This window comes from Halorubellus litoreus (assembly GCF_037081675.1).
Lineage (GTDB): Archaea > Halobacteriota > Halobacteria > Halobacteriales > Natrialbaceae > Halorubellus > Halorubellus litoreus.
This window is the reverse complement of record NZ_JAZAQL010000001.1, coordinates 147,861-173,233: the sequence shown is the minus strand read 5'-3', so window position 1 is coordinate 173,233 and position 25,373 is coordinate 147,861. Positions and strand designations below refer to the sequence as shown.

Annotated in this window: 21 protein-coding genes; 7 read left to right on the top strand and 14 right to left on the bottom strand. The window is 68.9% G+C overall.

Going from position 1 to position 25,373, the window contains the following annotated elements:
• Positions 1–151: 151 nt before the first annotated feature.
• From VYJ16_RS00890 to VYJ16_RS00835, 12 genes are all read right to left on the bottom strand, one after another.
• Entirely contained in the window at positions 152–910 is a 759-nt protein-coding gene (locus VYJ16_RS00890; protein WP_336348439.1) for a 4-phosphopantoate--beta-alanine ligase, read from the bottom strand.
• Positions 911–983: 73 nt separating this feature from the next.
• On the bottom strand, positions 984–3,809 hold the full coding sequence (locus VYJ16_RS00885; protein ID WP_336348438.1) for a DUF1508 domain-containing protein: 2,826 nt from the start codon (positions 3,807–3,809) through the stop codon (positions 984–986).
• A gap of 131 nt (positions 3,810–3,940) precedes the next feature.
• The gene (locus VYJ16_RS00880; protein ID WP_336348437.1) at positions 3,941–4,768 is read right to left on the bottom strand and encodes a pantoate kinase; all 828 of its coding nucleotides are present in this window, start codon (positions 4,766–4,768) and stop codon (positions 3,941–3,943) included.
• A 31-nt stretch (positions 4,769–4,799) separates the two neighbouring features.
• Positions 4,800–5,003: a hypothetical protein gene (locus tag VYJ16_RS00875; RefSeq protein WP_336348436.1), complete on the bottom strand. Its 204-nt coding sequence runs from the start codon at positions 5,001–5,003 to the stop codon at positions 4,800–4,802.
• Between the two features lie 516 nt (positions 5,004–5,519).
• The gene (gene aspS / locus VYJ16_RS00870; RefSeq protein WP_336348435.1) at positions 5,520–6,830 is read right to left on the bottom strand and encodes an aspartate--tRNA(Asn) ligase; all 1,311 of its coding nucleotides are present in this window, start codon (positions 6,828–6,830) and stop codon (positions 5,520–5,522) included.
• Between the two features lie 99 nt (positions 6,831–6,929).
• Positions 6,930–8,270, bottom strand: a complete 1,341-nt coding sequence (locus VYJ16_RS00865) for a hemolysin family protein (protein ID WP_336348434.1) — start codon at positions 8,268–8,270, stop codon at positions 6,930–6,932.
• A 164-nt stretch (positions 8,271–8,434) separates the two neighbouring features.
• The gene (locus VYJ16_RS00860) at positions 8,435–9,136 is read right to left on the bottom strand and encodes a phosphoglycerol geranylgeranyltransferase (RefSeq protein WP_336348433.1); all 702 of its coding nucleotides are present in this window, start codon (positions 9,134–9,136) and stop codon (positions 8,435–8,437) included.
• A gap of 66 nt (positions 9,137–9,202) precedes the next feature.
• On the bottom strand, positions 9,203–11,695 hold the full coding sequence (locus VYJ16_RS00855) for a DNA topoisomerase I (RefSeq protein ID WP_336348432.1): 2,493 nt from the start codon (positions 11,693–11,695) through the stop codon (positions 9,203–9,205).
• 256 nt (positions 11,696–11,951) lie between these two features.
• Entirely contained in the window at positions 11,952–13,580 is a 1,629-nt protein-coding gene (locus tag VYJ16_RS00850) for a receiver/sensor box histidine kinase (RefSeq protein WP_336348431.1), read from the bottom strand.
• Between the two features lie 96 nt (positions 13,581–13,676).
• Positions 13,677–15,161 (bottom strand): Asp-tRNA(Asn)/Glu-tRNA(Gln) amidotransferase subunit GatB, encoded by a 1,485-nt coding sequence (gene gatB / locus VYJ16_RS00845; RefSeq protein ID WP_336348430.1) that lies wholly within the window; start codon positions 15,159–15,161, stop codon positions 13,677–13,679.
• Positions 15,162–15,599: 438 nt separating this feature from the next.
• Positions 15,600–16,463 (bottom strand): 2-oxoacid:ferredoxin oxidoreductase subunit beta, encoded by an 864-nt coding sequence (locus tag VYJ16_RS00840; protein ID WP_336348429.1) that lies wholly within the window; start codon positions 16,461–16,463, stop codon positions 15,600–15,602.
• Entirely contained in the window at positions 16,460–18,214 is a 1,755-nt protein-coding gene (locus tag VYJ16_RS00835) for a 2-oxoacid:acceptor oxidoreductase subunit alpha (protein WP_336348428.1), read from the bottom strand. Before VYJ16_RS00835 ends, VYJ16_RS00840 begins: the two co-directional genes overlap by 4 nt.
• A gap of 180 nt (positions 18,215–18,394) precedes the next feature.
• Here VYJ16_RS00835 and VYJ16_RS00830 point away from each other — a divergent pair, with 180 nt between their 5' ends.
• Positions 18,395–19,042: an FAD-dependent oxidoreductase gene (locus VYJ16_RS00830; protein ID WP_336348427.1), complete on the top strand. Its 648-nt coding sequence runs from the start codon at positions 18,395–18,397 to the stop codon at positions 19,040–19,042.
• Positions 19,043–19,067: 25 nt separating this feature from the next.
• On the opposite strand, the gene VYJ16_RS00825 is transcribed toward VYJ16_RS00830, so the two are convergent.
• Complete coding sequence (locus VYJ16_RS00825; RefSeq protein ID WP_336348426.1) at positions 19,068–19,520, bottom strand: VOC family protein; 453 nt, start codon at positions 19,518–19,520, stop codon at positions 19,068–19,070.
• 177 nt (positions 19,521–19,697) lie between these two features.
• Between VYJ16_RS00825 and VYJ16_RS00820 the strand changes: the two genes are divergently transcribed.
• The 3 genes from VYJ16_RS00820 to VYJ16_RS00810 all read left to right on the top strand — a co-directional run bounded on the left by VYJ16_RS00820 (position 19,698) and on the right by VYJ16_RS00810 (position 21,495).
• Positions 19,698–20,381: an NUDIX hydrolase gene (locus VYJ16_RS00820; RefSeq protein WP_336348425.1), complete on the top strand. Its 684-nt coding sequence runs from the start codon at positions 19,698–19,700 to the stop codon at positions 20,379–20,381.
• Positions 20,374–20,922 carry an NUDIX hydrolase gene (locus tag VYJ16_RS00815; protein ID WP_336348424.1) on the top strand — a complete coding sequence of 183 codons (549 nt, stop codon included), beginning with the start codon at positions 20,374–20,376 and terminating at the stop codon, positions 20,920–20,922. The genes VYJ16_RS00820 and VYJ16_RS00815 overlap by 8 nt, the downstream gene beginning before the upstream one ends.
• A 93-nt stretch (positions 20,923–21,015) precedes the next feature.
• Positions 21,016–21,495 carry a hypothetical protein gene (locus tag VYJ16_RS00810; RefSeq protein ID WP_336348423.1) on the top strand — a complete coding sequence of 160 codons (480 nt, stop codon included), beginning with the start codon at positions 21,016–21,018 and terminating at the stop codon, positions 21,493–21,495.
• Positions 21,496–21,552: 57 nt separating this feature from the next.
• Here the strand turns inward: VYJ16_RS00810 and mce are convergent, their stop codons facing one another.
• Entirely contained in the window at positions 21,553–21,939 is a 387-nt protein-coding gene (gene mce / locus VYJ16_RS00805; protein WP_336348422.1) for a methylmalonyl-CoA epimerase, read from the bottom strand.
• A 131-nt stretch (positions 21,940–22,070) separates the two neighbouring features.
• Here mce and VYJ16_RS00800 point away from each other — a divergent pair, with 131 nt between their 5' ends.
• The 3 genes from VYJ16_RS00800 to VYJ16_RS00790 all read left to right on the top strand — a co-directional run bounded on the left by VYJ16_RS00800 (position 22,071) and on the right by VYJ16_RS00790 (position 25,228).
• Positions 22,071–23,177: an aminotransferase class V-fold PLP-dependent enzyme gene (locus VYJ16_RS00800; RefSeq protein ID WP_336348421.1), complete on the top strand. Its 1,107-nt coding sequence runs from the start codon at positions 22,071–22,073 to the stop codon at positions 23,175–23,177.
• Between the two features lie 90 nt (positions 23,178–23,267).
• Positions 23,268–24,245 carry a hypothetical protein gene (locus VYJ16_RS00795; RefSeq protein ID WP_336348420.1) on the top strand — a complete coding sequence of 326 codons (978 nt, stop codon included), beginning with the start codon at positions 23,268–23,270 and terminating at the stop codon, positions 24,243–24,245.
• A 2-nt stretch (positions 24,246–24,247) separates the two neighbouring features.
• Positions 24,248–25,228, top strand: a complete 981-nt coding sequence (locus tag VYJ16_RS00790) for a hypothetical protein (RefSeq protein WP_336348419.1) — start codon at positions 24,248–24,250, stop codon at positions 25,226–25,228.
• Positions 25,229–25,373: the final 145 nt, after the last annotated feature.

Genomic DNA, 25,373 nt, shown 5'->3' with positions numbered 1-25,373 from the left:
CACCTCCCGTTCGCCCGATTCGATATGCATCTCTATCCACCGAACTATTGTCTACAAACTAACGCCTTTCGGCTTCCATGGTCCTCCCGCACGCGGCCGCCAGCACGCCGGCCGCGACCGCACCCGCCACCGTCGAGACCGCGCCGCTCCGTCAGTCGATGCTGCCGTCGCCGCCGTCGCGGATGCGGGCCTCGGCGTCCGCGAGCGCCGCCTCCGCGTCGAACGCGTCGACGATATCGCGCAACTCGTCGTCGGTCGCGTCCGCGAGGTCGCGGGCGTGCCGCGTCACGTTCGGTATCGCACGCACCACGTTGTCGATGACCGGAACCGCCGCGGTCTGTGGCGAGCGAGACATCGGGTTCAGGTCCACGACGACGTTCGTCTTCCCCATCGCCGACAGCGCCTCCGCGCGGTCGCCGTCCTCGAGCGGAACGAGCACGACGTCCGCGTCGTAGATGCCGTCCGCGTCCACCTTCGCGCGCTCGTGGGACAACCCCGGGATGCGTGCGTCCGCCGCCAGCCCCTTCACGTCCGTCGCGCCGTGGGCCTCCAGGTGCTCGACGATGGCGCGCATCCGCTCCTCGGTCCGATTGAAGAGGTTCACCTCCAGGTCCGCGCCCACCACGTCGGCGAGCTCGACGAGTTCGCCCGGACACAACGCGGCGACGTTCCCGTTCACCGACAGCACCGCGTGCTCGGCGAGCAGGAGGTGCGCCGCCGCGACGCGCTCCGCTTCGTCAGCACTCGGCGTCGTCTCCTCGCCGAGCAGGTAATCGAACGCCTCGCCGCGCCCCTGCGCGATGAGTCCCTGCTGGCTCGTGATGCCCTTCGCCACCCCGTCCTCGATGCGGTGCCGCGTCAACAACGACTCGTACCGCGGATGATCCTCCGGCACGTCCACCTCGCTCATACCACTCCTCGACGGTGAACGCGTGAAAAAATGTCGGAACCGCCGCGAGTACGGGTCGACCCCGCGAAGCCGGTCAGACGCGCTGTCGTTCGGCGAAGTTCACCCAGCCGTCCGGCGCGGTGGCCTTCACCGTGTTCATCGCCTCGCGCGCCTCGACGCGCGTCTCGTAGACCTGCGTGCTCGTCGCCATCGGGTCGCCGTTGTCGTCGACGAGCTTCCACCGCCAGCCGTCGTCCTCGGCGTGCAGCTCGAACGCCGCGGAATCTATCTCGAGGATGCTCGCACCGCCGATGAGTTCGCGGACGTCGTCCAACGCTTCACGAGCGGCGCGCTCGCTCGGGTACGACGTCGCGCCCTCCGTGACGACCGTCCGGCCGTCGTCGAGGAGCCGCCAGCGCCACGACGGCGCGTCGCCCTCGTCCTCGGGGTACACCTCGAAGCTCGCCACGCCGAAGTCGACCTCGCCGGCCTCCGGCGCGAGCCGCTGCACGCGCTCCAGCTGGTCGACGACCTCCGAGCTCGACCGCCGGGCTTCGGGACCGGTCGCGAGCGACTCCCGGTCGGCCGACAGCAACTCCCACTGCCAGCCGTCGTCGTCCTGCGTCACCCACATCGCGGCGTCCTGCACGAACACCGGCGCGTCCGACGCGTCCACGCGGAGGTCCTCCACGACCCCCCGGACCGCGTCCTCGGTCTCGTAGGACTGCTCGCCGTCCGCGAGCACGTCGCGGTCGCGGTCCAGGAGCTTGAACCGCCACTCGTCGGTCTCCTGGAGCTGCACCGACAGCTCGCCGACCGTGAACACCGACGCGACCGCCGCGTCGTCGCGCAGCTCCGACACCGACTGGTGGAGGTCGTCGCGCGTCGGATGCGCCGTCGCCGACACCGCCACCGTCCGGTTCTCCGGGAGCACGAACCGCCACCGCCAGTCCTCGCCGTCCGTGTACGTCTGGAACGCCGGCGCGTCCATCGTCCGAACGTCCGCGTGGAGGTCCGACGTCAGTTCGTTCATCGCCTCGCGCGCACCAGCCCGGGAATCGTGCACGTGCGGGTCCTCCGCGATGAGCTTCCCGGCCTCGTCGATGAGCCGCCACCCCCAGCCGCCGCGGTCGTCGTCCCGGAACAACTCGAACGCGGCGGTGTCGATCTCGATGATGTCCGCGTCCGGCGCCTTCTCCTTCAGCGTGAACATCGCCTCCGTCGCCTCGCCGCGCGAGTCGTGCTCCGCCCCCGAGTCCGCCATCACGGCGCCGTCCTCGTCGATGAGCCGCCACCGCCACTCGCCGGTCTCGGCCTCGTACACCTGGAACGCCGCCTCGTCGAACTCGATGAGGTCCGCCTCCGCGGCCTGGCTTCGAACGCGCTCGATTCCCTCGCGCGCCGCCTCGTCGGAGTCGTGCGGTTCCGTGCTGTCCGCGACGACCGACCGGTCCTCGGTGACGAGCCGCCAGTGCCACTCCTCGCTCTCGGCCGTCGACCCGGCCCCGGGGTACGTCTCGTACGCCGCCCCGTCCACGTCGACGACGTCCGCGTCCGTCGCCCCGGACTTGAGTTCGCGCGCCTCCCCCTCCGCGCTCGCACGGTCCGCGCGCGGCTCCGGGTGGCGCGCGATGACGTCGTCCGCGTCGTCGACCAGCCGCCACTCCCACGCGTCGTCGTCCTCGTACACCTCGTACGTCGGGTCGCCCGCGACCGTCGTCCCCGCGTCCCCGAGGTCGTCGAGCACGCGTTCGGCCGCGGCCTCCGCCGACCGTCGCCCGTCGAACGCATCCCGGGACGTCACGAGTTCGCGCTGCTCGGGGTCGACGATACGCCACCGCCAGCCGTCACCGGCCTCGTAGAGTTCCACGCCGAACGACTCGACGACGATGGTGCGGCCAGCCGCGAGCAGGTCGCCCGCGCGCTCGGCCTCGTCGACCGACGACGACCGACTGTTCGCCGCCGCCACGCCCGACGCCAACGGCCGGCGGTCGTCGTCCAGCAGCTCCCAGTGCCAGCCGTCGTCGTCCTGCCGATAGTTGAACGCCGCCCCCTCGATGTCGACGACCTCCGCGGTCGGCGCACGGTCCTTCAGGAAGCTCACGTCGCCCTCCGCGCCGTCGCGCGCGTCGAACTCGCCGTGACTCTCCGCGACGACGCTCCCGTCGTCGCGCATCAGCATCCACCGCCAGCCCTCGGCCGCGTTCTCGTACAGCCGGAACGCAGCGGTCGTGATCTCCAGCAGTCGCGCGTTCCCGATCTGTTCCTTGAGCGCGTCGATCGCGTCCTCGGCGTCCGGGCGCGTCTTCGCGCTCCCGGTCGCCGCCGCCATCGCCTCCTCGTGCACGACGTTCCACGTCCAGTCGCCGGCGTCGTCGCGATGCACCGCGAACATCGCGTCCTCCTCGGCCTCGCCGAGCATGATAGGTGGATGCTCGTCGATGCCCTCGTTCTCCACGAGCATCGCGCGCTCCCCGGTCAACACCGGAACGAGCGCGGTGATCCCCGCAAGAGCGCCACAGCCGACCGCGTACACCGCCATCACCGCGGGATTCCCCTGATTCGGCGCCCAACTACCGGGGTACGCGAGCACGAACCACGTCACGCCACCGAGCGCGACGGCGAGCCCGACGACGCTCGCCTGGATACCGCGCTGTCGCACCGGCAACAGGAGCACGATTCCGAACAACGCTACCGCGAGCCCGGTCGACGCGATGGTTATCGATATCTCGCGAAGGAGGAACTGTTGCCCCGACGCCTGCGCGGGCCCGAGGATGTAGATGAGGACGCCGAGCATCCCAGAGAGGTACCCCACGATGAACACCCAGTACCCGTAGACGTCCTTCGCCGAGTCCGCCTCACCCACGTACTGCTCGTACAACCGGAACAGGCTGTTATTGACGCCCTGAAGTCCAGACATTGACTAACACACTTGGCCAGAAGGACTATCAACCGTAATAATATTCGGATACTAATCGCTAGTGGTTATTCTTCGATGAGAACACGTTCGTGTTCGTGCGTGCATCGACCCCGAACCGATTGCAGCGGCCGTCAGCGCAGCGTCGCGCCCGCCGGATGCGAGCGCGTCACGACCGGGTCGTAGCCCGCGTCCGAAAGTCCCGTCCCGAGCGCGAACACGGTGTCGCCGAGCATCGCCATCGACGCCTCCCCGTCGACGTCGTTCACGTCCAGTATCGCCTCCCGAACGCGGTCCGTGAGCAGCCCCGCCTCCCTGGCGAACGCTCGCGACGCGTACACGAACGACCGGAGCGTCGGCTCGCCGACGACTCGCGACAGCGCCGTCTTCCCCGCCTGACTCAACTGGTCGGTGTTCCCCGCGAGCACCTCCTCCGTCGACACCTCGCCGAAGGAGACGTACTCGACGCGCGCCGGTGCCGGAATCGCGTCCAGGAGGTTGTGCTGTGGCCCGCCCGGCTCCAGGCGGATGGGGACGCCACCTTTCGCCTGCGCGACCACGTCACCCAGGCCGGTCCCCGACTGGACCTCCGCGCCGTGCGCGATGGTCACGAGCTCGTTCTCCGAGAGCCGCCGGTCGAACGCGCGGTTCGCCGCCAGCGCCGCGCCGAGCGCCATCGCACCGGACACGCCGAAGCCCGCCCCGAGCGGGAGGTCCGTCTCCGCGGACACCGTCGCCTCGACCTGGAGCGCGTCCAGTACGCGCCCGACCGGCTCGACGTCGATCGTGCTGTCGTTCAGGTACACGGTCGTCTCCGACGCCGGCCGTACCGTCACGTCCACGCCCTCCGCGAGCGTCACCCCCGCACCACGCGACCCGGCCTTCGTCGGGTCGTCGTCCGGATGCGAACTGAAGAACCCCGTGACGTGCCCCGGGACGAACGCCGTCGCTTCCTCGCCCATACCACCGACACCTCGCCCGCGGTTCAAGGACCTATCGTCTCGCGCCCGTCTTCGGACTGCCGAGCGCCAGGTACGCGACCAGTCCCGCCGGCCCCGTACACAGCACCGTCATCCCCCACTTCGCGGCCGACCCCGGGCCCGCCGCGGACGCCTCGCGAACCACCCACGCGGCGACACCCGACCACGCCACGATGACGACCACCGCCAGCACGAACAACACGGTAACGAGTTCCATACCGCCACGCACGAGGTCGTTCCACAAAAACACACGTGAAATAAACCTGGAATGCTGTGAAAGCAAGTTCACTCCGAAGCAACAGCCACCACGGCCCACACACCGAACACCTCCGAAAGAACCACTCGCTCCGCTCGATAGTCCCGCTCGCCTGTCAGCCGCCCTATGGGCTGAGCCGCTGACGGTCACCGCGAGACGCGTCAGCGTCTCGCTGGCTCGCCACGTCTTCGCGCTCACGGCTCCCTTCGGTCGCCGTTCGCGTTTCCGAGGTCGCTCCGCGACCTCGCTCCCTACGGACTCAGACGCTGGCGATTCGGCGAGACCTTCGGTCTCGCCGACCGACAACGTTCTCCCCTACGGGGAGAGCCGTTGTCGACTGAGCGAGAGGCGCTGACGCGCCACTCGCATGCTCCCAGGGTCTCGCCCTCCGGGCTCGACCACTGGGAATCACGCGGGAACGCGGTCGCGAATCGAAGATTCGCTCCCTGCTCCCGTTCGCCTGTCAGCGGCTCCGCCCTATGGGCTGAGCCGCTGACGGTCTCGCGGGAACAGAACGGCCTCGCGGATGTTCCCGAGGCCGAGCATCGTCATGACGAGGCGCTCCGCGCCCAGGCCCCAGCCGGCGTGCGGCGGCATGCCGTACTTGAACATCTTCGTGTAGTACTCGAACTCGTCGGGGTCCAGGCCCTGCTGTTCGAAGCCTTCGACGAGCGGGTCGTAGCGGTGCTCGCGCTGGCCGCCGGAGACGAGCTCCATCGACGGATGCATGAGGTCGAACCCGGTCGACGTCTCCGCGTCGTCGTCGTAATCCTTGATGTAGAACGGCTTGATCTCGCTCGGCCAATCCATGATGAAGTAGTGACTCCCGATCTCCTCGCCGAGCGCGCGCTCCGCTTCGGTGGAGAGGTCGTCGCCGTACACCAGGCGCTCGTCGAGCTCGCCCGTCGCGTTGATGCGGTCGAGCGCCTCCTCGTACGTCAAGCGCGGGAACCCGCCCTCGGGTACCTCGAACGCGTCCGCCATGTCGAGCGCTTCGAGCTGCTCGGCGCAGTTCTCGTTCACGGCCTCGTACGCGGCGACGACGATGCCCTCGACGACGTCCATCGCGTCCTCGTGGTCGCAGAACGTCCCCTCGAAGTCGATGGAGGTCGCCTCGTTCAGGTGCCGGGGCGTGTTGTGCTCCTCAGCACGGAAGATCGGGCCGATCTCGAACACGCGCTCCAGGCCACTGCCCGCCATCAACTGCTTGAACAGCTGCGGGCTCTGGTTCATGAACGCCTCCTCGCCGAAGTACGAGATCGGGAACAGCTCCGTGCCACCCTCGGTCCCCGTCGCGACGATCTTCGGCGTGTTGATCTCCGTGCAACCGACCGAGCGGAAGTACTCGCGTGCGGCACGCAGGACTTCCGCGCGGATCTCGAAGATCGCCTTCACTTCGGGCTTCCGGAGGTCGAGCGTTCGGTTGTCGAGCCGCGTCGGAAGCTCCGCGTCGACCTTCCCGCTCGGGTCCAGCGGCAGTTCCGTGTCCGCGGGTGCGACGAGCTCGAACTCCTCGGGGACGAGCTCCACGTCCGTCGGCGCACGCGGCTCCTCCTTCACGTCACCCGTGAAGGAGACGACGCTCTCGCGAGCGACGTCGAGCGCGCTCTCGACGAGCTCCTCGTCCATCTCGTCCTTCTCTATCTTCACCTGGAGCTTCCCCGTCTTGTCGCGAACGATCAGGAACGCGATGCCACCGAGGTCTCGGACCTCGTGCACCCAGCCCGCAATCGTCGCCGACTCGCCAGGTGTCACGTCCGCCGTGTACGTCCGGTTCTCGAAACTCATACCTACTCGTTCCCGAGGGTGGCAAATAAAGACAGTCTTTCGTCGGTACGCGCCGTGCTCACACGCGACGACCGGGGCGTTCGGGGGAGCGTCCGACGGTCACTCCTCGCTCGCCGCGTCCTCGTCGTCGGGGGCGGCCGTGACGACGACCGACTCGATGCGCGCCCCGTCGACCGCCGTCACCTCGATGTCGAACCCGCCAGTCCGGACGGTGTCGCCGACCGCCGGCGGGTGACCGAGCCGGTCGAAGACCAGGCCGCCGATGGTTCCGTACGCGCCCACCTCGAACTCCGAATCGAGGGCGTCGTTGACCTCGGGAATCGGCGCCGACCCGCCCGCGACGTACGCGCCGTCGTCGCGACGACGGATCTCCCGCTCGGCGGTTTCGTCGTCGAAGTCGTCCCGTATCTCGCCGACGACCACCTCGACGGCGTCCTCGACGGTCGCGATACCGGCGAGCGACCCGTACTCGTCGACGACCGCGGCCATCTGTCGCTGCTGGGACTGGAACTCGCCGAGGAGGTCGTCGACGCCCATCGTCTCCGGGACCACGGGCATCTCGCGAGCGACCTCGCCCACCGTCACCGACCCGCTCGCGTCGGCGTCACCGGCACGCAGGACGTCCTTCACGTCGACGTACCCGACGGTCTCGTCGCCCGTCTCGGCGTCCACGACCGGGTACCGCGTGTGGCCGTGTTCGACGACGAGCGACCGCACCGCCGACAGCGGCGCGTCGGCCGGCACGGAGACCACGTCCGGGCGCGGCACCATCACCGACCGCGCGGTGACGTCGTCGAGGTCGAACACGCGCTCGATCATCTCGACCTCGCCGGCGTCCACGTGGCCCTTGTCGCCCGACCGCGCGAGCACCATCCGGATCTCCTCTTCGGAGAGCGTCTCCTCGGTCTCCGACGCCGGCGGCACCCCGATGAGGCTCGTGAACCAGTTCGCCGTCCCGTTGAACACGTACAGCCCCGGGAGGAACACGTAGTAGAAGAGCTTCATCGGCGGCGCGCAGAGGATCGCGATCCGTTCGGCGTCCGCGATGGCGAGCGTCTTCGGTGCGAGCTCGCCGAAGACGACGTGGAGGAACGTCACGACGCTGAACCCGATGACGACCGCGATGAGGTGCGTCGTCTCCGCCGGAAGCACCGACCCGAACAGTGGCTCCAGGAGCGCGGCGACCGCGGGCTCCCCGATCCACCCGAGGCTCAGGGACGCGACCGTGATACCGAGCTGGGTCGCCGCGAGGTAGTCGTCGAGGTGCTCGAGAGCGTCCTGGAGGACACCCGCCCCCGCGCGTCCCTCCTCGACCATCTGGTCGACGGACGTCGACCGCACGCGGACGAACGCGAACTCCGACGCCACGAAGAACCCGTTGAGGACCACGAGGAACAACGCCGCCGCGAGCCGCCCGAGCGAGAACAGGAGCTCTACCATCGACTCACCCGACACCGCGTCGCAGCAGTTCGATGCAGTACCTGCACTGCTTCCACCGGAGAGCGCATCATGCGCCGCGATACGATACCACCCTATTAAGGGATGGTGCTGTCAGTTCGCGGCGACTATCTGCCGGCCAGGCGTCTTCGGTGCCGTCGACCGTCTTAGGCGTCTTTCGCGCCGTTGACGGTCTCCGTGACCGCGTCGACGCCGTGGTCGTGGACGAGGTCGCCGACGACGACGACGTCCGCGTGTTCGCCCATTGTCTTCGCGGACTCGTAGTCGTGGATACCGCCGCCGTAGAAGAGCGTGGACTCCTCGAGCGCGTCCTGGGCCGCCCGAACCTTCTCGGGATCACCGAGCGTCCCCGAGTACTCGACGTACACGACGTCCTGGCCGAACATCTGCTCGGCGACCTCCGCGTACGCGGCGACGTCGTCCGCGGCGAGGTCACAGTCCGCGTCCGTGTACTCGGCCACGCTCGCTTCGGGGTTCATCACGATGTACGCCTCCGTCGTCGTCTTCTCCCAGTTCATCCCGTTCTCGATACGCACCCACTCCTTGTGCGCGCCCGTCACCCAGAACACGTCCCCCGCGTTGAACACCACGGGCACGAGGTAGCCGTCGAGCGCCGGCGTATCCACCACGACGCTCGGATTCGACGGCTCCTGATAGATCGGGATATCGTACTCCGCGGCCGCCTCGATGTACGACACCATCTTCTCCTCGGTCATCCCGAGCGTCCCACCGATCTCGAGCGCGTCGGTCCCACACGCCGCCACGTCGGCGAACGTGTCGTCCTCGTACAACTCCTTGTCCGGGTCCAGTTTCAGGACGTGCTCCCAGTCCGCCCACGGCTCGCTCATACCCCCAGAAGTCCCGCGCGAGCGTAAAGCACCTTCGGAACGACGAACGACTGGCTGCCCGGCGAATCAGGCCTTCGCTTGCCAGGTCCGGACCTGGTCGGGGCTGACGCCGTCGACGCTGCCCGCGACCTGGTCGGGGTCGGCGTCCGCGAGCGCGTCCAGGCTCTCGATGCCGGCGGCAGCGAGCTTCTCGGCGGTCTTCGCGCCGATACCGTCGACGGCTTCGAGACCGGTCCCGGACTCGGACTCGCGCTCCTGGTACTCGCGGTAGTTACAGATCGGGCACCCGAGCTCCCAGGGGTCGTCGTCGTCCTCGCCGTCGCGGATCTCGATGTGCGGGAGGTCGTGTTCCTCGCAGCGCTCGTCGGTGATCTCGACGTCGCCGCGGCGCGGCAGCGGGAGCGAGTACTCGCACTCGGGATAGCGCGTGCAGCCGACGAGCCGCGAGCCCGCTTCGAGCGTCTTCACCGCGAGCTCGCCGCCGTGTTCGTCGCCGCAGTCCGGACAGTCGCCGATGACGGGGCCTTCGCCCGCGGCTTCGCTCGCGCAGAGCGGGCAGCCGTGGACGAACGTCTGGCGGCCCGCGAGCATCTTCACCTCGCGGAGCCCGTGCTCGTCGCACTCGCGGTCCAGCAGGAGCGGTTTCCCCTGGCTCGGGAGCGGGAGCGTGTACTCGCAGTCCGGATAGCCGTCGCAGCCGACGAAGTAACTGCCGCGACGCGACCGCCGGAGGAGGAGCGCGTGCCCGCTCTCCGGGCACTCGCCGAGGGTCTTGTCCGCCTTCAGGGACTCCTGGAGGTGCGTCCCGATCTCCTCCTGTTTCGCGCGGAGGTTCTCGAACACGGATTCGAGCATCTCGCGTGACTCGTCGGTGACGTCCTCGAGCGTCGCTTCGCCCGCGGCGATGGCGTCCATGTCCTGCTCGAGTTGTGCGGTCATCTCCTCGCTGACGACGCGGTCCGCGTACTCCTCCGCGGCCTCCACCACGGCCTTCGCGAGCGCGGTCGGCACCGGCGGGTCGTTCTCGACGTACCCGCGGTCGTAGAGCTTCTCGATGGTCTCGTGGCGCGTCGCCTTCGTCCCGATACCCATGTCCTCCATCGTCTCGATGAGGCGGGACTGGCCGTAGCGCCGCGGCGGCTGGGTCTGCTTCGCTTCCAGCCGCGGGTCGGTGAGCGCGAGTTCGTCGTCGACGCTCACGTCCGGCACGTAGTTCTCGCTCGTCGAGTAGTACGGATAGACGTCGTGGTAGCCGGCCTCGACGAGGCGCTTCCCGTTCGCCTTCAGGTTGTGGTCGGCGGCGTCCGCGACGACCTTGAGGTGCTCCCACTCCGCGGGCTCGGCGACCGTCGCGTAGAACCGGCGGACGACGAGCTCGTACACCTCCCACTCGTCGTCGTCCACGTCGCTCCCCCGAACCGGAATCTCGCCGGTCGGATGGATGGGCGGGTGGTCGGTCGTCTCCTCGTCGCCCTCCGTCGGCGCGAGCTCCTCGGCTTCGAGCAGGTTCTCGGCGCTCTCACCGAGTTCGCTGTGCCCGACGAACTCGTCGAGGAGTTCTTCGGGGTCGAGGTCCTCCGGGTAGACGGTGTTGTCGGTGCGGGGATACGTGATGAACCCCGCGGTGTAGAGGTCCTCGGCGATGCTCATCGCGCGCTTGGCGGCGTACCCGAGGCTGCTGGCGGCACGGATGAACTGCGTGGTGTTGAACGGCGCGGGCGGGTCGTCGATGCGCGTCCGCCGGTCGACGTCCGTGACCGTCGCCGACGCCGCCGACTGGAGCGCCTCCAGGACCGCGTCCGCTTCGTCCTCGTCGAGGACGCGCTCGGCCTCGTTCCCGTCCTCGTCCAGGTAGTAGTACTGCGCTTCGAAGGACTCGTCGTCGGTCGCGAGCTCCGCGAACAGCTCCCAGTAGTCCTCGGGGTCGAACGCCTCGATCTCGCGTTCCCGGTCGACGATGAGTCGGAGCGTCGGCGACTGCACGCGTCCGACGCTGATGAAGTCGTCACCGAGCTGGCGCGCCGACAGGGAGAGGAATCGCGTGAGCGCCGCCCCCCAGACGAGGTCGATTATCTGGCGGGCTTCGCCCGCGGCGGCGAGGTCGAAGTCGATGTCGTCCGGTTCGGCGAACGCCTCGGTGACCTCGCGGTCCGTGATGGAGGAGAACCGCACGCGCTTGATGGGGACGTCGTCGTTGACGTCCCGCACGATCTCGTACGCTTCCTTCCCGATGAGCTCGCCCTCGCGGTCGTAGTCGGTCGCGATGGTGACGACGTCCGCGCGCCGGGCGAGCAGTCGGAGCGTCGCGACGATGTTCTGCTTCGTCGGCGTCTTCTCGACTGACGCGTCGATGAGCTCGTGCGGTTCGACGTCCCGCCAGTCGCTGTACTCGGGCGGGAAGTCCACGCCGACGACGTGCCCGCTCAGGCCGACGCAGCGCTTGCCGCCCCACTCGTAGACGTTCACGTCGTTCTCTCGCGTGGCGGTCGCGCTCTCGCCACTGAGGATGTCCGCGATGCGTCTCGCGGCGTTGTCCTTCTCGGTGACGATTAACTCCATGCCTCACCCCCAGAGGTCCGGGTCGCTGTCATTGAGCGTGGATACGGCGGAGGCCCGTTTCAACGTTTCGGGGCGACGAAATCGCCAGACTGCGACGACCCAAGGCGGGGGCGTGCGAGCGTGCTCGACTGCGCCCGCGCCGACGCGTGCTCACGCGAGCGGACGCGCACACCAACGTGTGTGAGAGGGGAAGTCCCACGGCGTGTGTGTGCCTGAGAGGGGGACTCCCACGGCGTGTCCGAGGTGGGTTCTCGGCTTACGCGACGAGGTCGACGTCGGTGAACGCGAACCGCGCGCCGCCGCCGTCGCTCTCCTCGACGGTGACCGTCCAGTCGTGGGCGTCCGCGACCGCCTTCACGATGGCGAGCCCGAACCCGGTGCCGTCGTCGCCCGAGTATCCCTGCTCGAACACCGATCCTCGCTCGCTCGCGGGGATACCGGTGCCGTCGTCCGCGATGAAGAACCCCCTGTCGTCGTCGGTGAGCGTACCGACGCGCACGTGTAGCTCGCCGTCGTCAGCGCCCCCGTCAGCGCTCTCCAGGGGTTCGGCGCCGTCGGCAGCCGCGACGTCGCCGTGTTCGACGCTGTCGTCGGACTGCGTCCGACTGCTCGTGGAGCCATGCTCCACGCTGTTCCCGGACGACGTCCGGGAGCCAGTCGAACCGTGTTCGACGCTGTTCGCGAACAGGTTCTCGAACAGTTGCCGGAGTCGGCTCTCGTCTGCGCGGATCGCTGCGCCACCGGTCGTGACCGAGAGCGTGGCGTTGCCGGTGTCGACGCCCGCCCAGGCTTCGCGTGCGACCGTCTCCAGGTCGAGGAGTTCCCGGTCCTGTGCGGCCGCACCTTGCTGGGCGAGCGCGAGCAGGTCTTGGATGAGGTCGTCCATCCGCTCCAGTGCGTTCTCGACGGCGTTCAGGTCCTCGTCGTCGTATCGCTCCGCCAGGAGCTCCGTGTACGTCATCGCGACCGAGAGCGGATGTCGGAGGTCGTGACTGACGACGCCCGTGAACGCTTCCAGGCGCTCGTTCTGCGCTTCCAGGCGGTCGGTCGCCTCTCGGAGTCGCGCTTCGCGCTCGCGCTGAAGCGTGATGTCGGTGTATATCGCGTACCCCCGCATCAGGTCGCCCTCGACGAGCGGGACGTCCCGCAGCAGGAACTCGCGGTCGCCTTCGGTCGTCGACCGACGAACCTCCGTGTCGAGGTGCTCGCCGTCCGCGATGCGGTCGTTCAACTCCGCGGCCTCGTCGCGCAGGTCGTCGGGGACGATGTACTCGTCGACGACGTCCCCGCGGACCGTCCGCGCGTCGTACCCGAACACGTCCTCGAACGCCGGGTTCACGTCCAACGCGACCGGGTCGTCGCCGTCGAGCTCGTAGAATACGGTCGGTTCGGGGATGTTCTCGAACAGCGCCGCGAACCGGTCGCGTTCCGCGCGCAACGCCGCCGCCTGCTCGTTCGCTCGCGACCGCGTCCGCGCCGCCGTCACCGCACGCACGATGCGGTCGCAGAGCACGTCGACCGAGCCGCTGTCGGTCGCCGGAACGACGTCCGTGTACCCGGTCGCGAGCGCTTCCAGGAGCGAGCACGTCTCCTCGACGGGCCCGTACGCGAGACACGGCAGTAACTCGTCGCGGACGCGAACCGCCGCCAGGAACTCGCCGGCGTCCGCGTCGTTCACGGGCCCGGTTCGAACCACGCAATCGACGTCGTCGAGCGCGGCGAGCGCTGCCGTCCGGTCGCTCGCCACCTCGACCGACGCCTCCGTCGCCGAACCGAGCCGTGACTCGAGACGCCTCGCGAGCTCGTCGTCCCCACCGACGACGAGTATCGCGACGGGTTCGCCCACCACGCCCGCGTCAGACTCGACCCCGGACCCCCCGTTCATCAGTACCTACGACGAGAGCGAATGAGAAAGCGTTGTTGGCAACCGCCCCGGCGCCGACCTGGACTAGCAAGCCGATTGCCGCACCGCGTCGGGTCGTTACTCGTCGAGCGCCGCGCGGAGCTTCTGGTTCACCGTCCCCGGGTCCGCGCTCCCGCCGGTCTTCCCCATCACTTGCCCGACGAGGAAGTTGATCGCGCCGTCGTCGCCGTCCTCGTAGTCCGCGACCGCGTCGGGGTTCTCCTCGATCGCTTCCGTAACTGCCGCCGCGACCGCGTCGTCGTCGGTCTTCCCGAGGTCCTCGCGCTCGACGATGTCGTCGGGTGCGTCGCCGTCGTCGAGCATCCCGCGGAGCACGACCTCCTTCGCGTTCTTCGCGGTGATGTCGTCCGCGGCAACCAGTTCGACGAGGCGCTTGACCTCGTCGAGGCGGTCGTCGACGTCCGTCACCGCCATGTCGCGGTAGTTGAGTTCGCCGAGGAGTTCGTCGGCGACCCACGTCGCCGCCAGGTCCGCGTCGTACTCCGCGGCGACGTCCTCGTAGAAGTCCGCGACCTGCTTCGTCGACGTCAGCTTCGACGCCGCTTCGTCGCTCAACCCGTACTCGTCCTGGAAGCGCTCGCGTCGCGCGTCCGGGAGCTCCGGGATCGAGATCTCGTCCTTCCAGTGGCTCACCTGGAGCGGCGGCAGGTCCGCCTCCTCGAAGTACCGGTAGTCCTTCTCCTCCTCCTTCGACCGCATCGACACCGTCGACCCGTGCGTCTCGTTGAAGTGCCGGGTCTCCTGCTCGACGGCGCGCCCGCGCCGCATCAGGTCCTTCTGGCGGCCTTCCTCGTACTGGAGCGCGGTCTCGGCGCCCTTGTGACTCGAGATGTTCTTCACTTCGGTGCGGTTCGCCGCGCCCAGCACGTCCTCGCTGATGGTGCCGTCGTCGTCGACCTCGTCGCTCGGGACGAGCGAGAGGTTCGCGTCGATACGCAGGCTGCCGTCGCGGCTCGCGTCGAACACGCCGAGGTACTCGAGGACCTCCTCGAGTTTCTCGAGGAACGCGCGCGTCTCCTCGGGCTCGCGGAAGTCCGGTTTCGTCACGATCTCCATCAGGGGCGTGCCGGCGCGGTTGTAGTTCACGAGCGTGTAGTCGGCGTTGTCGATGTTCCCGCCGACGTGCTGGAGACTCCCCGGGTCCTCCTCGAGGTGCGCGCGCCGGATGCCGACGGTGCGGCGCTCCCCGCCGACGCTGATCTCGAGTTCACCGTCAGCGCACACGGGTTCGTCGTACTGCGTGATCTGGAAGTTCTTCGGGAGGTCGGGGTAGAAGTAGTTCTTCCGGTGGAACCGCGTCTCCTCCGGGATGTCCGCGTCGATCGCCTTCCCGACCTTCACCGCGGCCTCCACCGCCGCCTCGTTCAGCACCGGGAGCGCGCCCGGGAGTCCGAGACACACCGGGCACGTCTGCGTGTTCGGGTCGTCGGTCGGCTCCGTCGGACACCCGCAGAAGATCTTCGTGTCCGTCTCCAGCTGGACGTGGACCTCCAGCCCGATGACCGTCGTCAGGTCCGCGTTCTCCGCACTCTGGGCACTCATTGCGCGCTGATTCGGCTCGCGGTGGTTAAAGACTAACGAACACCCCCGATGGTCGGCAGGCGTCGCAACCACGACCCCCTCGGCAAGCGACGACCCCGCACGCAAGCGGCCGACCACCACACAACCCAGAGGTTTACAGCAGACGTAAACCTCCGCCGACGAACTCGCCGTCCCTCAGTCGCAGCAGCGACACGGTCGCGGTAGCGGCGGCGCGGTCGCGGTCGCGGTCGCTGTGCGGTCGCGGTTGCGGGCGCGGTCGCTGTGCGGTCGCGGTTGCGGGCGCGGTCGCTGTGCGGTCGCGGTTGCGGGTGCGGTCGCTGGGCGGTTTCGTCAAGCGCACCCACCGAGCGCGAACGAAGTGAGCGCTCGGGAGTTTTTCGCCCACGTTTTTCCAAGCGGGGGTGCGCCGCAGGCGCACCCTCCGCAGGAAAAAGGTGGTTAGTAGAACTCGCGGACGAGGTCCATGCCGTCTTCGGGGGCGCCGTCGGGGATTTCGCTCATGTTGGTGTCGACGTCGTGGGTGTCTTCGTAGGAGGATGCGGTTTCGTCCTGCCAGAGGACGCCCATGTATTCTTTGTCGGCTTCGAGGATCTTCTGTTTCGCGGCGTCGCGGTCGGTGGGGTCGTGACCTTCGTCTTGGAGGTCGACGAGGGAGTCGCGGAAGTAGTCGTACGTGTCGACGTCGTTGAACGTGACGCACGGGCTGAAGACGTTCACGAACCCGAAGCCGTCGTGTTCGATGGCTTTCTGGACGATCTCCTGGTGGCGGAGGGCGTCGCTGGAGAAGGACTGTGCGATGAAGGACGCGCCGGATGCGAACGCGAGCGCGAGCGGGTTGACGGGCGGCTGCTGGGGGCCGTCCGGCGTGGTGCTCGTCTCGAAGTCCTCGCGGCTCGTGGGTGACGCTTGGCCCTTCGTGAGGCCGTAGATGCGGTTGTCCATGACGACGTACGTCATGTCGACGTTCCGGCGGACGGCGTGCACGAAGTGCCCGGCGCCGATGGAGTAGCCGTCGCCGTCGCCGCCGGCGACCATCACTTCCAGGTCGGGGTTCGCGAGCTTCACGCCGGTGCCGACGGGGAGTGCGCGACCGTGGACGCCGTGGAGCGCGTACGCGTGCATGTACGTCCCGATCTTCCCCGAGCACCCGATGCCGGCGACGACGAACGTGTCGTCGGGCGAGTTCCCGGTCTCCGCGAGCGCTTTCATCATGCCGTTCATCGTCCCGAAGTCACCGCAGCCGGGACACCACGTCGGTTGCTTGTCGGACTTGAAATCAGTGAATCTGACGTCGCTACTCATGCTTGACCCTCCAGTCGCTCCGTGATATCCGCAGCCAGCTCGTCGGCTTTGTACCGAACGCCGTCGTACTTGTTCACGCGCTTGACGCGCTCGAGGACGTCGTGCTCGATGAGGTCCGCGAACTGCCCGGTCGCGTTACACTCCACGACGATCGTCTCGTCGGCGGCCTGCACGTCCTCGGTGAGGTCCGGGCGCGGGAAGATGTACGGGACCGAGAGGACGCGCACGTCCAGGTCGTCGTCCATGAGGTCGAGCGCTTCGACGAGCGCGCCCTCGTTCGACCCCCACGAGATGACGAGGTTGTCCGCGTCCGCGTCGCCGTACTCGCGGACGTCCCAGTCTTCGCGCTCCTGGGCGGTCTCGACCTTCCGCTGGCGTTTCTCGACCTGCTCCAGGCGGACGCTCTTCTCCTCGGTGCGTCGACCGAGCGCGTTGTGCTCGAGGCCCGTGCTCATGTGCGCGCCCTTCTCGGTGCCGGGGAACGCGCGCGGACTGATGCCGTCCTCGGTGGCGGCGTGGGGCTGGAAGCGGCCTTCCTCGTCGAGCCACTCGTCGATGTCGTCCTCGTCGACGACCCGACCGCGGTCGACCTCGACCGCGTCCATGTCGAACGCCTCCGGGGAGAACGTCTGCTCGGTGACCGCGAGCGCGAGGTCCGCGAGCAGGTAGACGGGAACCTGGTACTTCTCCGCGAGGTTGAACGCCTCGACGGTCTTCCAGAAGCACTCGTCGATCGTCGTCGGCGCGACGACGAACCGCGGGATCTCGCCGTGCCCGCCGTACAGCGCCATGTTGAGGTCGCCCTGTTCCTGCTTCGTCGGCATCCCCGTCGAGGGACCGGAGCGCATCACGTCCGCGATGACCAGCGGCGTCTCGCTCGTCGCGACCAGTCCGAACGTCTCCGTCATCAGGTCGATACCGGGACCGGACGTCGCGGTCATCGACCGCGCACCGGCGCGTGCGGCACCGAGCGCCATGTTGATCGCGGAGAGTTCGTCCTCGGCCTGCACGACCTGCCCGCCGAAGTGCTCGATGCGGCCCTTCAGGTACTCCATCACGTCCGTCGCGGGCGTGATCGGGTACCCGGCGTAGAACCGGCAGCCGGCGGCGATGGCGCCCATCCCGATGGCCTCGTCGCCGTTCAGGAGGACGTAGTCCGCGTCCGTCGTCTCGAGCGAGAAGTCGAAGTCGTCCGTGGAGACGTTCCCGTACTCCTCCTGGACGTACTCCTGGCCGAGTCGAGCCGCCTGCTTGTTGTTCTCGACGATCTTCTCGCCTTTCCCCCCGAAGCGCTTCTCGAGCGCTTCGTCGAGGTTCTCGATCGGGAAGTCCGCGAGCTCGCACGCCGCGCCGAGCGCGACGATGTTCCGCATGATGGCGCCGCCGGCCTCTTCGGCGAGGCTCTTCAGGGGAACGTCGATGGCGAACATCTCCTCGGGGATGTCGGCCTCCCAGGAGCGTTCGCCGTCGTAGATGATCGCGGAGCTGTCGTGCAGTTCGTCGAGGTTCTCGTCGATGGTCCGCTGCGTGAGCGCCACGAGCAGGTCGAGTCGGTCGACGACGCTCTGCACGTCGTCGACGCTCGTCCGTACCTTGTACGCGGTGTACCCGCCGCGGATGCGCGACGCGAAGTCCTTCGAGGTGAATACGTGGCGCCCTGCTCGGGAGAGCGCCTGGGCGAAGATTTTGCCTGTGGAGTTGATGCCGTCGCCGGCCTCGCCTCCGATAGCCCAGTTGAAGTCCTCAGCCATGTTGTGGTGGGGCTACCGTGGGAGTTGGCAAAAGGCTTCTGAAACACCCGGCAACCCGCTGGATAATCCGGTGCCTGGCGGTGATGGTCGGTGGTCTCGGGAGGTCGTCGGGACGGCGGCCAGCGGGGGCGTTCGGGCGCGAGTGAGAAGGCCTTTGGTCCGACCATGGAACGTTCGGGTATGGACGAGTACGAGGTCGTCGTCGCGGGCGTCCGCGACGTCGGGCAGGATACGATCGCGATAGACGTGGAGACACCGGCGGGATTCTCGGCGCTCCCGGGGCAGTTCGTGGTCGTGCAGGCGCCGGTCGACGGCGAGCTGGTGGACCGCTACTACACGATCTCGTCGCCGAATACTGACGGCTCGTTCGAGATGACGGTCGAGATCGACCCGGACGGTGACGTGTCGCCGTGGCTCGCTGACCTGGCGGCTGGTGACGAGCTCTCGATGAAGGGGCCGCTCGGGGAGACGTGCTACGACGACGACGGCGACGTGCTCGCGGTCGCGGGCGGCCCGGGTATCGGGCCGGCGGTCGCCATCGCGGAGCGCGCGGTCGAGCACGGCCACGAGGTCGCGCTCGTCTACGAGGACGACGGGTTCGCGCACGAGGACCGCCTCGACGCGCTCGCCGACGCGGGCGCGACGGTCGAACTTCTCGACGAGACGGCCGAGGACCGCGAGAGCGCGCTCGCGGACGCGGCCGCCGAACACGTCGACCTCGGGGACGCGTTCGTCTTCGGGTTCAACGACTTCTGCGGGACGGTCCGGGACGCGCTCCGCGACGCGGGCCTCGACGACGACGGCATCCACGTCGAGAGCTTCGGGTAGCGACGCCGCGAGCGGACGGCCCGCTTCAGTCGTCCGCGACCGCGGGGTCGTAGCAGACGAACTCGACGCTGTTTCCTTCGGGGTCCGAGAAGTACAGGGACCGCCAGGACACCCACTCGTGGGTGGCGAACTCGAGGGCGACGCCGAGAGATTCGAGGCGCTCGCGTTCGGCGTCGAAGTCCTCGCGCGCGACGGTGAACGCGAAGTGGTCGACGGTCGTCGCCGCGGCGTCCGGCGGCGTGTACGAGGTGTCGGGGTCGTCGAGCGCGCTCTCCTCGCCTGCGCGGTCGAAGAGCGCGACGATGGTCGTGTGCCCGCCGTAGCCCTCGCTGACGTCGAAGAACGTCGCGTGGTCGAACTCGCGGAGGACCGACAGGCCGACGACGTCGCGGTAGAACGCTGTCATCGCGTCGAGGTCGTCGACGCGGAGCGCGAGCTCGCCGAGTCCGCGCACGCCACCGCTTGCTGGTTCGGTCATGCCGCTCGGAACGCGTCCGGGTGGCTTCTCGATGCCGGTCGGCTCGCTCCGAGCGGGACGTTCCGTGGCTCGTCCGGCGGAAATCGAAGCGGCTTAGGCCCGTCCTCGTGTCCGTTCGAAGCCCATGCCGCCCGAGTACGTGAACCGCGAGGCAGTCCGCGAGCGCGTGAGGCGGAGGTGGTCGGGTTGACGGGCGTCGGTGGCGACGAACTCCTCGGCGGCGTCGTGTCTGCGGCGGACGTGGCGACGCGCCTCGCCGCGCTCCACGAGCGCTTCGGCGAGTTCCCGGTCCGGGAGGCGAGCCGCGAGAACGCGCCCGACTACTTCACGGAGGGTGTCGACCGCGCGCTCTCGGGGTGGCGCGGCGACGCGGGCGCGCTCGTCACGGACGTCGACGACCGCGTGCTCCTCATCCGGCACGCGGACGCTCCCGACCGCTGGGGGACGCCCGGCGGCGGCCACGAGGCCGGAGAGGACTTCGCGGAGACGGCGCGCCGCGAGGTCCGCGAGGAGACCGGCGTCGACCCCGCACTGACGGGCGTCCACGAGGCGGTTCGGACGGAGGTCCACCGCGAGGGCGACCGCGAGCGGACGTTCACGATGCTCACCGTCCACTTCGAGGGCGTCATCGACGCGGCCGAACCCGCGCTCGACGTCGGCGACGACGAGATACTCGAAGCGCGCTGGTTCGAGACCCCGCCCGACCCCGACGACCTCCACGACCACTGCCGCGACTGGGTCCGGGAGACGCTCGACGGTGCGGACGTGACCGAAGAGGGCGCGGCCGAGGGACGAACACCCGACGCGCTCGGCGACGATTCGAGCGTCAGCCGCGAGGAACCGACGCACGACGATGCCTGAGGGCTCGCCGTCGCCGTCGCGGGAGTCGGCGTACGACCTCGACGCACTCCGGGCGGCGTACGGCCCACTGTCGGTGTACGACCGGACGTACGAGCAGGCGGACGCGAACGCGTTCGTCGAGGCGAAGCAGCGGGACGCGCTCGGCGGTGCGGCCGTGGTCGTCCGCCGCGAGCGCGACGGCGCGGTCCTGTACGCGGACGTCCGCGAGGACGACGCCGACCACGACGTCGCCGAGTGGGACGTTCCCGGCGGCGGGCGCGAACCCGGTGAGACGCCGGAGGCAACCGCTGTCCGCGAGGTCCACGAGGAGGTCGGACTCGCCGTCGACCCCGTGGACGCGCTCGCGGCCTACCGGCTGACGTTCGACGACGGCGAGCGCGCGCCGACCGGCGTCTGGGTCAGGTTCCTCGCGACGGTCGCCGACCCCGGCGCCCTCGACGTCCAGCACGAGGAGCTCGCGCGGACCGCGTGGCGGACCGAGCGCCCCGCGGACGTCGACGACCTGCTCGCGCTCGCGCTCGACGAACTCGACGAGCACTGACCGACGCCGTCGGTCGCCGACCACTGAACCCGCGGGTCGCGGTCGAACACCAGCGGGGAACGATTCAAGTTCCGTCCCGGTGTAATCTATCGTATGCCTGACGCAGCAGACGACGAGCGGGACGTGGACTTCGTGCTCGTCGAACCGGACGAAACGCGGGAGGGCGACGACGAGGACGAGGACGAGAGCGCGGAGACGGGGTTCGTCATCGTTCGCGACACCGACCTCGTGCCGGTCGATGAGTCCGATGCGGACCGGCCCGCGGTCGTCAACGGCGACGAGACGGGGTTCGTGGTCCGGGACCCCGAGACCGAGGAGACGGGGTTCGTCATCGTCCGCGACACCGACCTCGTCCCGGCGGGTGATCCGACGCGGAACTATCCGGCCGTCATCGAGGACGTCGAGACGGACTTCGTGCTCGTCGAATCCGACGACGCGGAGACCACCGATTTCGTGCTCGTCGACCCCGAGGACGCCGACTTCCACCGCGACACGGGTCTCGTTCCCGTCGACCCCGACGACTACGCGCTCGATACGCGCCCGGCGAACCCGAAGCGCAACGGCAAGCGCTGAGCGGGTCGCGGTCGTCACCGGTCGAGCGACGGCCGGCGGTCTGGTTCTCGTTCGCGGTCAGTGCTCGACGAACTCGACGAGGATACCGCCAGTGGACTTCGGGTGGCAGAACGCGACGTCGTGGCCCCACGCGCCGGGGCGTGGGTCCTCGTCGATGAGGTCGACGCCGAGGTCGCGGGCGTTCGCGAGCGCGCCCTCGACGTCGTCGGTGGCGTACGCGACGTGGTGGATGCCGCCCTCTCTGTCCTGGAGGTAGCGCGCGATGGCGCCCTCCTCGTCGAGCGGTTCGAGGAGTTCGAGGTAGCCGTCGCCCGTTTCGAGGAAGACGACGAGCATCCCGTCGAACTCCTCGCGGTGGACGCGTTCGGCGTCGAGGAGGTCGACGTAGAGGCTCGCGAGGTCGTTCGCGTCGGTCGTGGCGATGCCGGCGTGGTCGAAGTGCATGCGAGAGCGTGCGGTCGGCGACGAATTAAGTCCGGGTGGTCCGCGAGCGGGGGTGGGTCTGGTCCAGACCGAATCCCTGCGCCCGGGAACCGACCCACAGGGATTTGTACGAAGCGTGCAACACTGCGGGCATGGACCCCGCCGACATCCGCGCGGACACGCCAGTGCTCCGGGAGACGACGTACCTCAACACGGGCGCGAGCGGCCCCAGCCCGCGACGCGTCGTCGACGCCGTCGAGGGCTGGTACGAGCACCACGAGTACGAGACGCCCGCGACCACCGGGATGTACGAGCCCGCGTTCGGCCTGTTCGAGGACGTCCGCGAGACCGTCGCCGGGCACGTCGACGCGGCCCCCGTCGAGGTCGCACTCACCGGGAGCACGACCGACGGCATCAGTCGCCTCCCGCTCGCGATGGACTGGGATAGCGACGACGTCGTCGTCCGCACCGACGCCGAGCACGCCGCCGGCATCCTCCCGTGGCGGCGACTCCGCGACGAGTACGGCGTCGAAGTCAGGGTCGTCGAGACCGACCGCGGCCGCATCGACCCCGACGAGTGGGCCGACGCCGTCCAGGGTGCGACGCTCGCGACGTTCTCCTCCATCTGCTGGACGACCGGCGCGCTCGCCCCAGTCCGCGAACTCACCGAGATCGCACAGGACGCCGGCGCACGGGTACTCGTCGACGCCGTTCAATCGACGGGCCAGCACGCGTTCTCCGTCCACGACTGGGGCGCGGACGTCGTCGCCGGGAGCGCGCACAAGTGGCTCCTCGGCCCGTGGGGCGCCGGCTACATGTACGTCGACGAAGCGTTCGCGGAGACGCTCGAACCCGCTCAGCTCGGGTACCGGAACCTCGTCGACCCCTACGCCGACCCCTACGAGTACGAGCGCGGCGCGAAGCGCTTCGAGTTCGGGACCGTCGCCCCGGCGCCCTACGCGGGCCTCCGAGAAGCCATCGAGATGATGGAATCCGTCGGCCTGGACACCGTCGAATCCCACAACGCCGACCTCACCGACTACCTCAAGGAGCACCTCGGCGACGACCGGCTCGTCTCGCCCCGCGAGTACCACTCCGGGCTCGTCTCCTTCAGCGACCCCGACCCGGAGGCGACCGTCGAACGCGCCGCCGACGCGAACGTCCAGATTCGCTCGATCCCGACCGCCGGCGTCGTCCGCGCCAGCCTCCACGTCTACAACACCCGCGAGGACGTCGACGAACTCCTCGCCGTCCTGTAGCCGCACGTCGACGCCTCTCGCCCTGATTCCGGTGAAACGCGGGTTTCAGCTACCCGAAGAAAGTCACCCGTGGCCGTCGACGTTCCGTGCATGAAGCGACGCACGCTCCTCGCCTCGCTCGGCGCGGCCGGTGGCGCGGTCGGCACCGCCGGCTGCCTCCAGGGCACCGGGACGCCCGGCGACGAGAGGACGACCACTCGCGCGACGACGACCGCTGCGACGACCCGCGACGACGCCACGACCACCCGCGACACCACCACGGATGCGACCACCGACGACGAGCGGACCACCGAACAGGGGTCGACCGACGACCGCGAGGACTGGCCGTCGGCGCGCGAGCCCGTCGAGACGCTCGCGATCAACGACCGCGAGGGCCTGTCGTTCCCCGACAACAACCGGCCGCACTCGCTCGTCTTCTGGAACGCGGTCGACCGCGAGCGCAGCGTTCGCATCGAGTGGGGGGACGGCCGCACCGAAGAGCTCCAAGGCATCCATCCCGTGAGCGTGCCCGAAGACGGCCTGCTCCAGGTCGACCTCCAGGTGCCGACGCGGTACGACGTGTTCGTCAGCGTCGACGACGGCCGGCTCGGCGAGATACGCGTCGGTCGCGACGCGTTCGACTGCAACGAGTCCGCGGGCCGATACGCGCTCCGGGAGTCCGCCATCGAGGACTACGGCGTCGTCAGCACGGCCGCCGGCTGTCCCGCACCCAGCGTCGTCGAGGCGTCGCTGACCGCCGGCGACGGCGCGTGCGGGAACCGCGACGACGAACAAGCGGTCGCAGGCTACGGCGAAGAGGTCGTCAGCGTCGAAGGCACCGTCCCGGCCCCCGACCCCTGTCACGACCTCGCCATCGCCAGCCTCAGCTACGACGAGAAGACCCGGACCGCGCGCGTCGTCGTCGCGGCGACCCCGAGCGACGACGGCTGCGTGCAGTGCGTCGGCGCCATCGACTACGAGGCCACCATCAGGTACGAGCACGACTTCCCCGACCACGTCGAAGTGTACCACCGCAGCTGGGACGAGGACCGCCGCGTCGCGGCCGCCGCCTGGAACGACGACATCTAACAATGAGCCGCATGACCGAGAAACGCACGAAACGCCGCACGCTCCTCGCCGCACTCGCCGCGTCCGGTGGTGCAGCGGCCGCCGCTGGCTGTCTCCAGGGCCTCGAGACCGGTCGGGGAACCGGGTCGGAAACGGGACTGACCACGCACGAACCCGACGACCCCCCGGGAACGACCATCACGGAGACGACGCACGACGACGACGCACGCGACAAGCGCGCGACGGACCCGAAGTGGGACCCGTCTGGCGACCCAGTCGAGACGTTCCGTGTCGGCGACCGCGAATCCGTCGCGTTCCCGAACGCGAACCGGCCGCATTCGCTGACGTTCTGGAATCGCGTCGACCGCGACCGCGAGGTCAGATTCACGCACGTCGACGGCGCGACCGAGGAGGCGGAGTTCGTCGGGCCCGTCACGGTCCCCGCCGACCACACCATCCAGATCGAACTGCAGGTGCCGACGCGGTACGCGCTCACCGCGTTCGTCGACGGCGACTCGTTCGGCACCGTCGCGGTCGGCCGCGAGTGGTTCGACTGCAACCACTCCGGGACGAGTTACGCACTCGGCGAGACCGATATCGTCGACTACGGGACCGCGAGCACGCTCGTCGCGTGCACCGACCCCAAGATAGCGAGCACCAGCGTCGACGTCGACGACCGCGAGTGCGCGAACGACGCCGGGGGCGACGCGACCATCGAGTACGACGGCGAGCGCGTCCGCGTGCACGGCACGTTCGTCGCATCCAACCCCTGCCACGAACTCTCGATAGCAGAGGCGTCGTACGTCGACGAGACGAACACGACACACGTCGTCCTAGACGCCACCCACCCCGAGGAAGCGTGCCAAGACTGCGTCGGCGCAATCTACTACCGCGCAACCGTCGACTTCGAACGCGACCTCCCCGACCACGTCACCATCCACCACCGCGACGCCGACGGCAACGCCGAACACGTCGCATCCGCCACACGGAACGACCGCCGCTGAGAAGCAGAGACCCGAACACAGAAACGGCGACCTGGCGGTCGCCGTATGCTCGTGGAGTCAGTGATGGAAACGGCGACCTGGCGGTCGCCGTATGCTCGTGGAGTCAGTGATGGAAACGGCGACCTGGCGGTCGCCGTATGCTCGT